The sequence below is a fragment of the Pseudomonas sp. lyk4-TYG-107 genome, assembly GCF_030209055.1.
GTDB lineage: Bacteria > Pseudomonadota > Gammaproteobacteria > Pseudomonadales > Pseudomonadaceae > Aquipseudomonas > Aquipseudomonas putida_A.
Map to the genome: position 1 here is coordinate 193,805 of NZ_JARVST010000012.1, position 14,317 is coordinate 208,121.

At 53.4% G+C, this 14,317-nt stretch carries 16 protein-coding genes; 9 read left to right on the top strand and 7 right to left on the bottom strand.

Annotation, left to right across the window (positions count from 1 at the left end):
- The first annotated feature begins 26 nt into the window (after positions 1-26).
- Positions 27-467 carry a carboxymuconolactone decarboxylase family protein gene (locus QRN61_RS12035; RefSeq protein ID WP_285373860.1) on the top strand — a complete coding sequence of 147 codons (441 nt, stop codon included), beginning with the start codon at positions 27-29 and terminating at the stop codon, positions 465-467.
- Positions 468-702: 235 nt separating this feature from the next.
- Here QRN61_RS12035 and QRN61_RS12040 read toward each other — a convergent pair whose 3' ends face one another.
- Positions 703-1,047 carry a hypothetical protein gene (locus QRN61_RS12040; RefSeq protein WP_098964253.1) on the bottom strand — a complete coding sequence of 115 codons (345 nt, stop codon included), beginning with the start codon at positions 1,045-1,047 and terminating at the stop codon, positions 703-705.
- A 207-nt stretch (positions 1,048-1,254) separates the two neighbouring features.
- Between QRN61_RS12040 and QRN61_RS12045 the strand changes: the two genes are divergently transcribed.
- Genes QRN61_RS12045 through QRN61_RS12055 form a run of 3 tightly spaced genes read left to right on the top strand, consistent with a single transcriptional unit; the run spans position 1,255 to position 3,438 of the window.
- Positions 1,255-1,920 carry a secretin and TonB N-terminal domain-containing protein gene (locus QRN61_RS12045; protein ID WP_256584967.1) on the top strand — a complete coding sequence of 222 codons (666 nt, stop codon included), beginning with the start codon at positions 1,255-1,257 and terminating at the stop codon, positions 1,918-1,920.
- A complete protein-coding gene (locus QRN61_RS12050; RefSeq protein WP_041062424.1) occupies positions 1,917-2,468 on the top strand; it encodes an RNA polymerase sigma factor in 552 nt (183 codons plus the stop codon). Before QRN61_RS12045 ends, QRN61_RS12050 begins: the two co-directional genes overlap by 4 nt.
- 31 nt (positions 2,469-2,499) lie before the next feature.
- Positions 2,500-3,438 (top strand): FecR family protein, encoded by a 939-nt coding sequence (locus tag QRN61_RS12055; RefSeq protein ID WP_285373861.1) that lies wholly within the window; start codon positions 2,500-2,502, stop codon positions 3,436-3,438.
- A 337-nt stretch (positions 3,439-3,775) separates the two neighbouring features.
- Here QRN61_RS12055 and QRN61_RS12060 read toward each other — a convergent pair whose 3' ends face one another.
- A complete protein-coding gene (locus QRN61_RS12060) occupies positions 3,776-4,384 on the bottom strand; it encodes a type II secretion system protein GspJ (RefSeq protein WP_285373862.1) in 609 nt (202 codons plus the stop codon).
- Complete coding sequence (gene gspH, locus QRN61_RS12065; protein ID WP_115989614.1) at positions 4,381-4,833, bottom strand: type II secretion system minor pseudopilin GspH; 453 nt, start codon at positions 4,831-4,833, stop codon at positions 4,381-4,383. The genes QRN61_RS12060 and gspH overlap by 4 nt, the downstream gene beginning before the upstream one ends.
- Before the next feature lie 133 nt (positions 4,834-4,966).
- Between gspH and QRN61_RS12070 the strand changes: the two genes are divergently transcribed.
- Entirely contained in the window at positions 4,967-5,398 is a 432-nt protein-coding gene (locus QRN61_RS12070) for a type II secretion system protein N (RefSeq protein WP_096797247.1), read from the top strand.
- 350 nt (positions 5,399-5,748) lie between these two features.
- On the opposite strand, the gene QRN61_RS12075 is transcribed toward QRN61_RS12070, so the two are convergent.
- Positions 5,749-9,438, bottom strand: a complete 3,690-nt coding sequence (locus QRN61_RS12075) for a YobI family P-loop NTPase (RefSeq protein WP_285373863.1) — start codon at positions 9,436-9,438, stop codon at positions 5,749-5,751.
- Positions 9,439-9,915: 477 nt separating this feature from the next.
- On the opposite strand from QRN61_RS12075, the gene QRN61_RS12080 reads away from it, so the two are divergent.
- The 4 genes from QRN61_RS12080 to QRN61_RS12095 all read left to right on the top strand — a co-directional run bounded on the left by QRN61_RS12080 (position 9,916) and on the right by QRN61_RS12095 (position 12,680).
- A complete protein-coding gene (locus tag QRN61_RS12080; RefSeq protein ID WP_096797245.1) occupies positions 9,916-11,064 on the top strand; it encodes a hypothetical protein in 1,149 nt (382 codons plus the stop codon).
- Entirely contained in the window at positions 11,061-11,444 is a 384-nt protein-coding gene (locus tag QRN61_RS12085; protein WP_095136353.1) for a hypothetical protein, read from the top strand. The genes QRN61_RS12080 and QRN61_RS12085 overlap by 4 nt, the downstream gene beginning before the upstream one ends.
- 86 nt (positions 11,445-11,530) lie before the next feature.
- Entirely contained in the window at positions 11,531-11,917 is a 387-nt protein-coding gene (locus tag QRN61_RS12090; RefSeq protein ID WP_096797244.1) for a hypothetical protein, read from the top strand.
- A 403-nt stretch (positions 11,918-12,320) separates the two neighbouring features.
- The gene (locus tag QRN61_RS12095) at positions 12,321-12,680 is read left to right on the top strand and encodes a DUF6124 family protein (RefSeq protein WP_096797243.1); all 360 of its coding nucleotides are present in this window, start codon (positions 12,321-12,323) and stop codon (positions 12,678-12,680) included.
- Positions 12,681-12,822: 142 nt separating this feature from the next.
- On the opposite strand, the gene QRN61_RS12100 is transcribed toward QRN61_RS12095, so the two are convergent.
- The 3 genes from QRN61_RS12100 to QRN61_RS12110 all read right to left on the bottom strand — a co-directional run bounded on the left by QRN61_RS12100 (position 12,823) and on the right by QRN61_RS12110 (position 14,305).
- Positions 12,823-13,212: a hypothetical protein gene (locus tag QRN61_RS12100; RefSeq protein ID WP_096797242.1), complete on the bottom strand. Its 390-nt coding sequence runs from the start codon at positions 13,210-13,212 to the stop codon at positions 12,823-12,825.
- A gap of 131 nt (positions 13,213-13,343) precedes the next feature.
- On the bottom strand, positions 13,344-13,685 hold the full coding sequence (locus QRN61_RS12105) for a hypothetical protein (protein ID WP_257012806.1): 342 nt from the start codon (positions 13,683-13,685) through the stop codon (positions 13,344-13,346).
- A complete protein-coding gene (locus tag QRN61_RS12110) occupies positions 13,682-14,305 on the bottom strand; it encodes a lysozyme family protein (RefSeq protein ID WP_096797240.1) in 624 nt (207 codons plus the stop codon). The genes QRN61_RS12105 and QRN61_RS12110 overlap by 4 nt, the downstream gene beginning before the upstream one ends.
- Positions 14,306-14,317 lie beyond the last annotated feature (12 nt).

The window sequence follows — 14,317 nt, forward strand, 5'->3', positions numbered from 1 at the left end:
ATCATTCCGCTTCCCGAGACCTGCCCATGTCCCCGCGTCTGGACTACTACAACGCATCGCCCAAGGCGATGAAAGCGATGATCGCCATGGAGGCGCTGACCAGCGACCTGAGCATCGAGGCGCCGCTGTTGCAACTGATCAGGATTCGCGCTTCGCAGCTCAACGGCTGCGCGTTCTGCACCGACATGCACTCGGTGGACGCGCGGCGGGCCGGGGAGAGCGATCGGCGCCTGTATGCGATCGCGGTGTGGCGCGACAGCGGCTTTTTCAATCCGCGTGAGCGGGCGGCGTTGGCCTGGGCCGAGGCGGTGACGCTGTTGGCCGAGAGTCATGTGCCGGACGATGTTTATCAGTTGGCCAAAGCGCAATTCAGTGAGGCGGAACTGGTGGATTTGACCATGGTCGTCACTACCATCAACAGCTGGAATCGTCTGGCCGTGAGCTTTCGCCAAACCCCGAGCGATTGACGTGCATACCCTTTAATTGGGGTATTTCTAGTGATTGAGGTATTCCTTGTGGTGAGGGGATTCATCCCCGATGGCCTGCGCAGCAGGCCCAAAACTATCCGCCGCGGGTCCTTCAGATAAACCGAGTCAGCGGGATTGACGACTGCTGCGCAGCCGATCGGGGATAAATCCCCTCGCCACAGGTGTGTTTCCCCTTCCTCTAGGTGTGTGAGTTTCTTAGCCTCAGGTGTTTGATTCATTTATTGGTTAATGGGGATGTTCCGTTATTGGCGGGTGGGCGTTGTGGTTTGACTGAGGTGCCGAAGGTGTTGCCCATGCGTGTTCCAGTTGCGGCCGGGGTTGCGAGGCCAACCTGATTTGGTGGCCGTTTGTTCACGGGAACGTTCATTGCTTCCTGATTCTTCTGCGCTGCGGCAGCACCCTCTGGATTGTTACCCATCTGCTGACTCAGACAATCGTAATTCGGCGCCTTGTAGCCGCCCACCGTCACCTCCACACAGCCCAACGGTTGTTCGGCGTGGGCACTGGCGAAGGCGCTCAGCAGTAGCCCGCCGAGGGCGATTTTCCACAGTGATTTCATGCAAGCCTCCTGGCCGGCCCGAAGCGGCCGTTCTCTGTATGGAGTCTAGTGCAAGCCTCGCGCGAATCCCGTGATGGTTTTTTTGCACCGCCCGTCACACCAGATTCATAAACAGCCATCAGGATGACGGTTTTCAGGGGTACGTCAGCCGTGCAGCGAGGCAGTTCCAGGGACGGTCTTCAGCGTTCAGCGACTCTCGTGCGCCGGGTGAGTCTGGGGCTGCTGCTTGGCTGGTTCAGCGGTGCGGCGACAGCCGAACCGGTGCCGGCCGATTTGCGCATGACGCTGCACATCCCGGCGCAGGACCTGGCCCGGGCGCTGGATCAATACAGCCACGCCACGGGCGTTGCGGTGCTGGTCGACAGTCAGTTGAGTCGTGGCCGGCGCTCGTTGGCGGTCGATGGCGAATACACCGCTGCCGATGCGCTGCGCCGTTTGCTCGGCGGCAGCGGGCTGATGGCGCGTTATGCCCGCGATGACGCGTTCACCCTGCAGGTGGCGCAGGTCGAGGACGTGCCATCGGCCCTGGAAAAGTCCACGCCGGCCAGCGCCGCCGTGAGTCGCAGCTACGCCACCGCCGTGCAAGCGGCGATCGAGCGCAACCTGTGCCGTTCGCCGCTGACCCGTCCGGGCAGTTATCGCGCGGTGTTGCAGGTCTGGGTCGGGCGCGACGGCGTGGTGCAGCACAACCGGTTGGTTACCACCACCGGCGATGTACGGCGCGATACCGCGCTGGTGGAGAGCTTTCGCAATCTCAGGATCGACCGGCCGACGCCCAGCGCGTTGCGTCAGCCGGTCACGTTGCTGTTGTTACCGGAGTCGTCAGGGAAACGCATGGAATGCACCAAATGGGAAGGAGTTTCCGGGGGATGAAAGACACCGGACAAGGTTCGATGGTCCAGCTGTTCCTGACGTCCTACGAGGACTTTCGGGTGCGCTTGCGCCGCCGTCTCGGCTCGGAAGACCTGGCCAACGACGTGCTGCACGAAACCTACCTGCGGGTCGACCGCATGGAAACGCCGCCGAACCTGCTGCGGCCCAATGCCTATCTCTATCGCATGGCCCTGAACATCGCCGCCGACCGCCGTCAGGCCGATGCGCGCCTGCTCACCGGCGAGGAAGTCGAAGAGCTGTTGCAAGTCGGCGACGAGGCGTTGGACCCGGCGCGGGTGGTCGGTGGGCAAAAGGAAATCCAGTCGCTGCTCAGCGCCCTCTACGAGCTGCCCGCGCGGCGTCGCAGAATCTTCATCGCAGCGCGGTTGGAGGAAGCGCCACACCTGGAAATCTCCCAGCGCTTCGGCATCTCCACACGCATGGTCGAGAAGGAAATCAAAGCTGCATTGGGCTTCTGCGCCGCGAAACTGGAAAGAAAAGTGTTTCAGCGGTTCGGTCGCGGGGCCGGAAAACCGTCTTCTGAATAGTGCCCGATCAATTCGTTGAGAATCTGCGCGTTTGAACATCTTTCGACTGACACCTGCCGAGCCATCGGCGGCCGACAATCTGCACAGCGAAGCCCACGACTGGTTGGTCCTGCTGACCTCCGGCCGCGCCACTGTGGCCGACGCCCGGGCCTTGCGCGACTGGTGCGCGCAAAGCGCCGAATATGCCCGCGCTTTCGAAGAGGCCAAGGTGTTGTGGCACAACCTGCAGCCTGCCGCTGAAATGCTGCAGTCGCCTCGGCGCTTTGGCCGACGGGCGTTTCTCGGTGGAGCGATTGCCGCATCGGCGGCGTTCCTGCTGGTACGCGGGACGATTCCCGGTGGCTTTGAAGGGCTCGGCGCCGATTACATCACCGAAGTCGGCCAGCAGAAGCGCTTCGAACCGGCCGACGGCGTAAGCCTGGAGCTCAACACCCAGACCCGTATCAACCAGCGCTCTGGCGATGATGGTGTGCAAGGTTTTGAGCTGGTCAGCGGTGAGGTTGAAGTGCAGACCGCGCGGTTGCCATTGGCGATGCAGGCCGGGGGAGGGTGGTTGCGGGCGAGCCAAGCGCGGTTCAATTTGCGCAACACGGATCAACAGGTCTGCGTGACGTGCCTCGATGGTTCGGTGGACATCAATGTCGATGGCCGCAGCCTGCGCCTGCAGCCGGGTGAGCAACTGACCTACGACGCGCAACAAGTGGGCGCAGTGCAAAGCGTCGACACAGCCGCAGTGATGAACTGGCGCCAACAAGTGCTGGTGTTCAACGGCGCAACCCTCAGCCAGATGATCGACGAGATCAACCGCTACCGCCCCGGCATGTTGCTGCTGCTCAACCGCGAACTCGGCCAACGCCGCGTCCAGGCCCGCTTCAGCCTCGACCAACTCGCCGGCGTCGCCCTGCTGATCCGCGACGCCTACGGCGTCAAATGCACCGAACTCCCCGGCGGAGTAGTCGTCCTCAGCTAACCCAACCCCACCAACCCCACCAATCCCTGTGGGAGCTGGCTTGCCAGCGATGACGCCCTAACAGCCAACCCCCCTCCAACTGACAAAACCCAATCCAACTGTGGGAGCGAGCCTGCTCGCGATGACGGCCCGACAGCCGACCAATATCTACCGGCTTGTGGGAGCTGACCTACCAGCGATGACAGCTCACAAGCCAACCATTCCCCAACTGACCAAACCCAATCCAACTGTGGGAGCGAGCTTGCTCGCGAAGGCGTCCATTCAGCCAAATCATCATCAACTGACCCACCGCATTCGCGAGCAAGCCCACTCCCACAGTTTTTTGCAGTGATTCAGATTATTGCAGCGGCCCCATCACCTGCCGATACCGCTCCACCCCCTGCGCCGTCTCCCGCGTCAACCGAACCTCCAACCCCATCGGATCCTCCCGCCGATTCCCACTCAACTGCCGCCACCCCTTATCCACCTCCCAAACCCGCACCTGCACATCACTCACACCCTGCAACACCGCCACCCCAGCCCCCGGCGCCGGCAACGGATAACGACTGCGCGCCTCAGCCACCGCCCGATACAACGTATCCCCCTTGACCCACCACCGCACCCGCTGCAAAGCCCCAGGCTGATCCGCCGCACGGCGAATAATATCCAGCCGAAACCCCTTGCTATCACTGCTCCGCACCGTCAACGCAGGCGGCGCACTCGGCGGCTCATCATCCACGCCAACCTTCTTCGGCTCGGTCAATTCAATCCCCGCGCGCATCTCCACATCACGCTGCAACTGATTCAACGCCCGCAACAAACTGTCACTCTGCTCACTGCTCGCCTGCAAATGACTGTCCGCCCGCGTCACACTGTCCAGCCCGCGCCAGGCAATCAAACTGACCACCGCCATCAGCAGAATCGCGACCATCACCTCGATCAGGGTAAAGCCCCGTTGATCGTTCATTGCACACTGATCCTGCCACTGGCATCACGCAGCACACTCAGCCGATTGAGCCCATCAGACAGAGTCAATTGCAGCGGCGGATTAATCCACTCGGCGTTAAGCACCACCTTCTGCTTCGGCTCCACCCGCACCTCCAGCTTCGGGCTCTGCCAGGTACGCGGACGCAACTGCGGATCATCCTTGAAATGCTCAAAACCCCGCCCACTATCACTGCGCCGACTGAACCGAAAGCCCTTGCCATCACTCAGCCAAACAATCGGCCGGCCATCCGCGCGGGCCTCCGCCTGCGCCACTTGCAGCAACTGCGCCACACGCTCGGCATCTTTGCGCAGTAACTGCAGCGGATCCGGCTTGATACTCAGACTGATCGCCGCACTGGCGATCCCGATGATCACCAACACCACCATCAGCTCGATCAGCGTAAAGCCCTGCTGCTTGCCCACCTTCATCGGTTGCGCGCTCCTTTGCGTCCTGCCCCGTCCCAAAAAAACATCCTGCACGGCCAACATGTAAGCCGTGTGAAATAAAACCGTGAGAATTGCCGCGTAGCCTGTCAGCAGGGACTAAAAGGAGATTCAGCCCATGATGCTCACCACCCGCATATCCCCCCCGCAAACCGTCCAGGCCCTCGCACTGCTCGCCGCCCTGGTCGGCGTCGCGACCTGGTCGTCGCTGCTCCTGACCTCCGCCGAATCCCACACCCCTCCGGCGCCACCGCAAATGCTCGCGGCACGCAGTGATAGCCCGGCGTTGCAGTGGTTTTCCAATCAAACGGCGCCGGTGGATATCAAGGTGAGTGGGGTGATGGCGGGGAGTCGCGGGGCGGTGGCGATTTTGAGTTTGAACGATGGGCCGCCGAGGAGTTTTTTGCAGGGGGAGCGGGTGGGGCCTGGGGTGAAGTTGGTGGCGGTGGAGGGGGATGGGGTGGTGATTGAGCAGAGGGGGGAGAGGGTTAGGCTGGGGGTGGAGAGGTTGGGGGAGGGGGTGGTTTTGCCGAGCCTTATGAGGCCCTGATTTGTTGGATCGGAGTCGTTATTTTTTTGCTGTTCAGTTGAATGCCGGTTCAAGGGCCTCCAAAGGCAAGCAGCCGAGACGCAAGCGAGTGCATGTGTCGCTCCCAAGCTGATACGGGTAGACGAAAATGTCCGCTATCGGCCAGAAGCGGACATTCGCGATCGACCACTCACGGCCAAAATCGGATGTCCACCACGAGAATGCTTAGGGAAGATTGCGGCCTCAAAATACAACAGATATCGGGTAATATTGATTGTAGAGGGCATTTATTAGGGATTCTGTTCGGCGTTTTTCACGCAACCAAATGGTTTGGGCATCCAAGCTCTTGATTTTCCGAATCCCAAGCCCCCTTATTTAAACGTGTTTAATCTAATATGATCGCCGTTCGGCTTTTGGGATGAAATTATCTTTCTGTCGACTAGTGACTTTGCAAAGCGCCTATTCCTTTCAGTGTTTTCGAGCTTCGGCCGCATGCCACGTTTTGCTAAATCAGCGAATGGCGATTCCAAAGTTAACATCGCACTAATAATTTCGGCCTCGGGAAGTATATCTACGAAGTTGTAGAGGATGTTTTTTCGTTCCAGTGTTTTTGGGGCGTTAGCGAGACAATAAGAGATCATGCCGAGATCAAAATCTTTATCGATGAGATCTTCACGCCCGAGTAATTGACTTACGTGCTTCGCCAGTTCTGCATTCGAGCTGAGGTCGTTTACGGTGATGTGCCCCAGGATAAAACATTTTTGTTGCATCGAAAGGGTTGAAGTCAAGAGCAGGGTTATTACTTCCTGGCTTAGAGGGTATTTATCCATCGCAGTTGTATAAGCCAAGAAGCTTTTCTCTATAAGCTTTGCTCTGAGCGACGCTGAACTTTGCGTCTCGCTGAACGATATATCGTTGAGTTTTATAACCTCCAGATCGATGAGGATTATTGAGAATTCTTCTGGTAAGCCCTCAGGAAACGACTGATAACGATATGGAACGCTTTTGCACAAAGCCCTAAAGCCTACTTCACTTAATGCATGGTCGGAGATCAAGAAACGGCACAGGCTCTTGACTAGTTCTTCTTCACCCTTGGTGATGGGGATTTTTTGCTCAGAAAGCGCTTGGTAGACCGCATTGCGACCAAGAATCTCATTTAAGCGATCCTTATCGCTATCATCAAGTCCGTAAAACCTGAGAATGTTAGGCCATGTTACATTTACCTTCTCGTTATATAGAAGTTCGTCCCATTGATAGGCAGGTAAATCATCGAAGTTCGCAAAAACGTGATCTTGCTGCAGGGCGAATTTAATAGCCATGTCCGGATCAATTTCAGAGTGATTTAACAAACGGACAATGGCGTTCGGAGATTCTGAATTATTGCTATCTATCGCACAGGCAACATCGCGTACATAAGAATTAATATTTCGATCAATGTACGACTTTAATGAATCGCTTCCGGATTCGAGTATCGCGGTATAGTTCGCGCTCTCTAGGTCAAAAAGGTGATTAGTGTAGTGTTCTTGTTGCTGGACAGGTGCGCCGAACTGTTCAACTAAAAATTTAATGTTGTCAGCCGTAATTCGATACAGGTCTTGTTGGTGTGCGTAGTTAACTAGCGCAATATTTTGGGAGCAGTCAGAGATTTGTTCGATTTTGATTTTTAAAAGCTCAAGAGCCTGAAAGCTTTTTTCAAATACGATATTCTCAGCAAATATAACTGCCGCATGTTTTGAAATGTAGTCACTTAACGATCTGCCGATATTCATTTGCTCTGCAACAAAATCCGGCTCGACGTAAGCGATAATGCGTGCGACGTGTTGTGTCGCCGAAGAGGCATCGATAGCGGCCATACCGTATCCCGGCCAGTATTGAGCAATGATTCGGGTTAAAGCTGGGGTATTTTTTCCAATTAGCCAGTAAGCGTCAAAGAACTTTTGTGATTCTGGAAGGCTGTTGGAAAAGTAATCAAGGACCATCTGTATTCTTTTAGTATTGGTCGTTCCATTTTGGATAAGCTCATCAATCAGGTGAACATTGAGGGAGTGACCTGAGCCAAAATCCTCCTCCCTAAGTTCCTCCAAGACTTCCGCTGGGTTATCAACCTGCGATGCTGGGTCAGGCGTTCTAAAGTCTCGAATTGAAAGTATGAAATCCCAGTCGTTTCGAGACATTCTACCTTCGTGAAAGGTAGAAATGTAAAGATGATATGTTTCGTCAATGTGTCCATTTCGAATAAAATAATTTAGCAGGCGAGGGTCATCTATATTGTGCTGCTTTGCTATATCTGAAATTTCAAAGCCACAGAGCATTAAAAGTTGGCACAGCGGTTGCCTGGCTAGAGAAGATTTTTCGGACTTTAGCTTTTCGATTTGCGCATTGAGCTCTGTTCTATTTTTAGCTTTTTTATTAGTTATACTCCTGTGGCGCTGAGTAAATGTTGTACCGGGAAATATCGCCTCCTCTAGATTTTTAAAAGACAAAGATAGAGGGAGTCTTTGTTCGTAGTTGTTGTATTGATTTCGTTGGCGAACCTGTAAGTTTAGATTTTTCTCCTGAAAAATTTTCTCAAAGTTATTCCACTCCAAAAGTTGAGAGATGTTAATGGGGGTTTCGCCTGAGTACACGCTTACAATATCATATTCATTATATGTTGAGCATAAATGCCCCCAAAACAATTTAACAAGCTCAACAATGGCGGTGCTGGTTTCGTGATCTGATTCTTGAATCAGCGTTCTGAGTTCCTCTATCTGGAAATCTATGTTGCTGGCGGACTGTATCAAAATACTGGTACGCCGCTGAACTATTTCGTGTAATGCGCCGCCTCCATGATGCAAGTTCTCAAAGTCTTTAGGGTATGCATTTTTATAGATTATAGCTGCGAGTAGTCTATTGACGTTAAGATTGCTGGAACCGACTTTCTTTTCATATATCAAAAATTCATTGCTTATATTTTTTATTAACCTCATATCGTCAAGATATAGCGAGACTTCTCCAATAAACCTATCTTGGACTCCTATGCCATAACCTGCTGACTCAATGCTCCTTTTCAAAACCTCTCGGGAGTTAGAGTTGTTTATTATTGGAATTATAGGGAGAATAAAGTCGAAAAATTTTGCCCGATCTTTGTTTAGAAATATGTCATCTTTAATGGCGTAAACAAATTTTAGCGGTTGTGTTCTGCTTAGGAATGGAAGCGTCCCTTTACGCTTGGGGCGATCATTTATGATTTTGTTTATTTCACGAAGCTTAATAAATATCTCAGGATTGCCGAATCGATCCAAATCCTCAAAAACGACTAGATCATAATCATTTTCTTCAAAAAAGTAGATAATCTCATCTAGGTGCTTGTTGAGTATGGAACTTTCGGGTATTCCGTCCAGTTCAACCTCACCGCTTTGAAGAGACAGCTTTTTGACTGACAGCGAATGTGAGGCTTGAATTGCCTTTGACACAGTTCGAGCCAGATAAAGGAGCACATACGCCGCGGTGAATATCCAGACCCATTCCAATGTTTGGTTGCTGAGTGCCTTCAGAAGTTTGTCATGATTCTGATACAACATACCGACGGAGGCTATCCACCCTACGAACAAGATCGCATTGAGATCGACCCATCGTGGCTTGGAAATTCTCTTGAACCGTGAATAGGGCAATGTGCCAGAGCCCGCCCCATACAGCATTTGCTGAAGGATACTTCTTTCAACTTTAACGGTGACATCGATCTGCTGCGAATCTTGGAGAGGGGGGGTCAAAGAGTTTGGGTCACTGAACGTCGCTAAGGAAACATTCAAAGAGCGGTAAGGGCTGTTTTTCTCGAATGTTTTGATAACGCTGGTCTTGCCTGACCCATACGGGCCGGTAATGGCCACATTACGTATTGATGCATTGCACATCGCAAAGCGTAGCGCTTCTTGGTAAAGGCCATCTTGGTCGGCAAAATCGATAGGTGCCAAATCAACAAAACTGTTGCGCAAAGGGCTTTTCGTATGAAATCGCCGGGTGATACGTTTGTAGGTCGAGGTATTTTGCAGCTTTGCTAGTAACTTGTTAAATCCCATCATCCTTGCATCCTTGACTTTCGCTGCGTCCTCCATCGGAGTGCCGCACACGTCTGATAGATCTCAAAGACCCATTATGCTCTCCTACGTATTGATATCAATCTGCCTCATACATCTGTCCAACCTTGTTGGGCTATGCGTCGTTAGTAGCGATTTACCTGCAAAAAAGCTGGCCTGCTCAAAGGGGCACCACGACTGAATCGCCGAAATTATTCAGTGGCAGCTTTTGGCCGAAAGCAGCCATCGGGTGTGAAAAATAGATCAACGCACGCAATTCATCTGGTAACGCTACGAGATGGCCATCTGCTGCCATACAACCATTTCCCCTCACCGGTTATCCTGCGCACCCCGCGAATGACAGGAATCAGCAGCTAGGACGTAGCATTTTAGGCTTTGTCCTACAGCCTGCACTTGGGCTTTCCGATAGCGTGCGGCTGTCAGAACTTCAAGTCAGTATTCCCGAAATGACAAGGATGATGCATGAGTGAATATGGAAATGTACCAAGGCCCGCGCTACCTAACCCACCAAGAAAAAAGGTCTATCGCGGCGTAGAACCGACCGACCTGCACGCCAAGTACTGGGCGGAATACCCTGAGGAACCGGCGGAGAAACCGGCTGCTGCGAAGGCACCAGCGGAACCCGGTTTCTACATCGTTCAGCAAGTCATGCCACGCTCTGCGCTAGAAGCTGCGCTGTTCGATAAGCCGGATGGGGCGACGCTTGAGAAGTTCACGCGCCTCAACCCTCACGTCACCGGTTATGCCAAGCCCGGTCAACTTATCGTGTTGAGTGATCCGAACAATCCGCAGTGCACGCGTGAAGAAGCGTTGCTCATGGAAGCGGCTCAGAAGGTGGATGCGGCACTCAAACCCATGAGCGACGAAGAGGCCAGCTTCATGGTTCGCTATCGGAGCGAGATTGAATCCATTCTTTCGCAAGGTTCAACATCAATCGGTGTGGGTGAATCGATTTTCGCCAAGAACCTGGAGGACGTGAAAACCTCTCTGAAGGAAATCGAAGCGTTGCACCAGAAAAGTTTTCAGCGTGACGGTCACTTGCGTAGTTCAGAGTTCTTTGCAGAACGTGCACGTTTGTTTGCCAAGCTCGATAGACAACTCACCGGTTTAACCAGAAAGGGCATCGGCTTCCCTGATCATCCGAGCCTGAAATCAGCCCTCGGCATATCCAGCAAAAGTCTGGTGCATCACTGGAGTCTGGCGGGAGCTCCGGGGCAGATTCCTGGCTACGCCACTCATACGGAAGGTGTCGCCAGAGCGGCCAAGGTTGTTAAGTACGGCGGCTGGATTGGTACAGCCGTAGGTGGCGGGGCGTCTTACATGAAGGTTCAAGAAGTCTGTGCGGCAGGCAACAAAGACGCCTGTGAAAAGATTAAATACACGGAGGGCGGTAGCTTCATTGGTGGGGTGGCCGGTGGCGCAATGACAGGAGCAGTGCTAACTGCTCCTGTGGTCGGTGCAATCTGCGTGGGGCTCGGCGTGCCTACCGGTGGATTGGGAACCCTTGCTTGCGGCGTGGTAGTTGTAGCGGCAGGCTCATTTGCTGGTGGGGCGGTAGGAGGGGCCGGCGGTGAAATGTTCGGCGAAGTGATTTACGAGGTGACTAAATGAATACCGCTGAACTGATAGTTGGAGGGTTGTGTGGTGTAGTGATTATCTCGATGATCATCTGGATCGGGATTGCCCTCTACATTGCCCACATCAAGATGGACGTGATCCTTGAGCACCTCAAAAACAGCTCTGCCGGCACCAGGTTAGCGGCGCTGAAGCACGGAGGCGCTTGGGGCAGATTACTTTTGGTAGGTGGCGCCTCTGGTCTCGTTACGTTTACCAATTTCTACATTAGACGGGGCACGCTCAGCACCGAAGATGTAGCGAGCTTTCCGGTCTCACTCAGGCAGAAACTTGTATGGATGCAATGGAGCGCAATAGTGCTGCTTTCTGCGATGGTTGTGCTGGTCGCTTTGGGTAAATCAGGAGTTCTCAAGTAACGGGACATCAGGTTTGTTCACCCTCGTTTGAACACTCGCAGGTGCATCAGGTAAAGGGTCAGTGGGAAGATCTATGAGACGGGCAAATGAGTTTAAGCGTTACTGATACGGTACTTCTGTCCATCGCGCTGATTGATCTGGCGGGGATTATTCTTTGGATAGGCGTGTGTTTACACCTCGCCTACACAAAGATGGATTTGATGTTGGAGCACCTGAAAAACTGCCCAGCGATCATGACTCGCGCTCCACTTCGGCATGGCGGGCCTTGGGGAAAGCTTCTGCTCGTGGGTGGCATTTCGGGAATTGTTACCTTCCCCAGGTTTTATCTGAAAAGGGGCGAGATAAGCTCCGAAGATCTAGCCAATTTCCCAGGCCCGCTTAAACGTAAGTTAGTCGCGCTGCAATGGAGCGTGATTTGTTTGCTGCTGGTCATGATCAGCTTCGGAGCAGCTGTGAAATCAGGTTTCCTTTAGCGCTCCTTTGTGTGCTCAACCCCCACCGTTGGCACAGGGGAATCTCGATAAACGCCAACGTTTAAAAAGACATCTCCAGACACTCTCTCAGGCTACATATCCTTGCGCCTTTGCCTACAGCTACGCCAGAATCCGCCGGCTTGTGCGCCTTGGGGGTGGGTTCTATTGTGGTTCGGTCGCTGACGAATCAGCGATCGGGTTTAGCGACTCGACTTATAAATAGGTGCATAAGCGTTCCATGCTTTGTCGCAGATTCAATTTCTGCGACTCCGCTATGGTGGCTGTATGCGGGAGACCCTCGGGTCTGCCGGGTGCCTATAACCGGTTCGCTAACCTGCGTACAGCCGCCACCTTTCTGTTTAGCGACAGTTCTGGGCGGCTCCATTCTTATAGGAGCTTCACCATGATCAAACCAACACCCAACCCACCCGAAACCGCCTCGGTTTCCCCCTACGAATCCATCGACTCAAAAAAACTCCACGAAGCCGCCGACCGCGCGCTCGACCATTACCTCTGTCCGCCCTGTTCCACGCCGCCCCCACGTAAACACCGGGGGATGTACGCCGTGACGGCGGACAACAAAACCGAAGAGCTGCTGGTGGATGCCAGTGAAACACTCGCTTCGGCCAAAACCCTCGCGCAGAACGTCGCTAGCCTGTTGCCGGTGTCGCAGCGTCACGCGCTGGCTGGGATAGCGCAGTTGATCATGCTTGGGGAGTTGGCGGTGAATCGGGCGTTGGATAATTTGCAGTTGCCGGGTTGATGTAGGTGTCGGGGCACCTGGTGATTGATCGGGTGTTCATTCTGGTGCCTTCGCGAGCAGGGTTTTATGCTGATTGCAGATGTTGTGTACAACGCTGAAACCTGTGGGAGCAGTTGATTATTACCGTGCCGTCTTCGTGTGGTTATTGAGTCGCTTCAGGACACTCATGGGTCCATCGCGTCACCGTCATGTCACTGAATTGCTCACCGAGGGTATCAACGCGTAGGCAAGTTCCTTTCTTCGAGTAGTACAAAATGCAACGCGAGCTATCGAATGAGCAGGTATCCAGTTCGAAGAGCTTGTGTGCAGCCAACTCCCGCTCCACGCCACTGTATTCATAGCCGTCGGTGGCGTGCATCGACATGGGCTTCCAACCTTGTTTGACTAGCTTGGCCCTGGCCGCCACCAAACGCTCACCGATTGCGATGCCTGCTGGCCCGTGCTTGTCGTTTGACGCCTGCGGGTCACCGGCGAACGCTGCGCTGATTCCCATGCAATAAACTGCGACAAGTAGCAGGGTTGAAGCCTTCATTGGACAGTTCCTCCCGCAGCTTTTTAGGTCGATAAAAAGTCCGGATACTCGGCGTAAGGTTGCGCAGGATAGTGATTCTTCTTGCCTGGACCTTCGGGAAGCGCCGCCCACCTTGTTGTCGATTTCTGGCTTCAATCCTTTTCAGGGCATTTGAAGTTCCAGGAATAAATTTTCATGTCTTTGACTTCTTCGCCCACAGTTCCTACACCTAAACAATCTCCGTTCTTGATGTAGTTGAAACTGCAGAAACGGACGCCCTCTGTGCAGGACTCGATTTCATTGAAGCCTTTTCTTTGGATGATGCTTTCAATCCCGAATTCACCTGAGTAGGTTGGATTCGGCTTCCAGCCATTTTTGATCAAAACTTTCCGGGCTTGCGTAAATGACATTCCCTCTTTGATAGGAACGTCTGCTGCGCTAGAAAATGAACTGACGCAACACAAAAGGCTGGTGGCTAATATTTTTAGTTTCATTTAACAGTACCGCCAAAGCCCTTATATATTTTTTCTACTTCGTCGTAATCAGTATAAGGTTGGCCGGAAGGCTTTCCATTGATTGGTCGATTTGCCAAGCCCGGCCCCATAGGCAACGCTTCCCATTTTTTTGATGCTTTTCCAACTGCAGTTTTTAAGTCGCCACCGATCAGCGGTTCGATCGCGCTCACGTTGCGCAGGAGTTCAACGGCAATCAAGTCCTGCGTTCCGGGGCTGAAGTCAGATAGCCCCATTGCTTTGATGGAGAGTTCCGACCATGTGGCTTTGGTGATCTGGTACCTTCCTGAAGCTGTAGTTGAACCACCAAAACCTGGACCTGGGTGAGTAGACTCATCACTGAATGTCCACTTCCCGGATTTCCAGCCGGCTGCCCAACCATAGCCGAATTTCGCGTGATAATCGCCACCCTCGACTTGTGCCAACGTATCCAGAAAGGCCTGCACATTTTTATTCTTTAAGAACTCCGTATTCTCGGCACGCCTCTTTTGTTGCTTTGCGTCTACGGATACAGCTTTAGTGCTGGAGTCTTTGACAGGCGTCACCGTTCGGGTGGCTACAGGTGACATTTTTCGGCCGTTTTTGCTAATGACTTCAGCCATGAGGGAAACTTC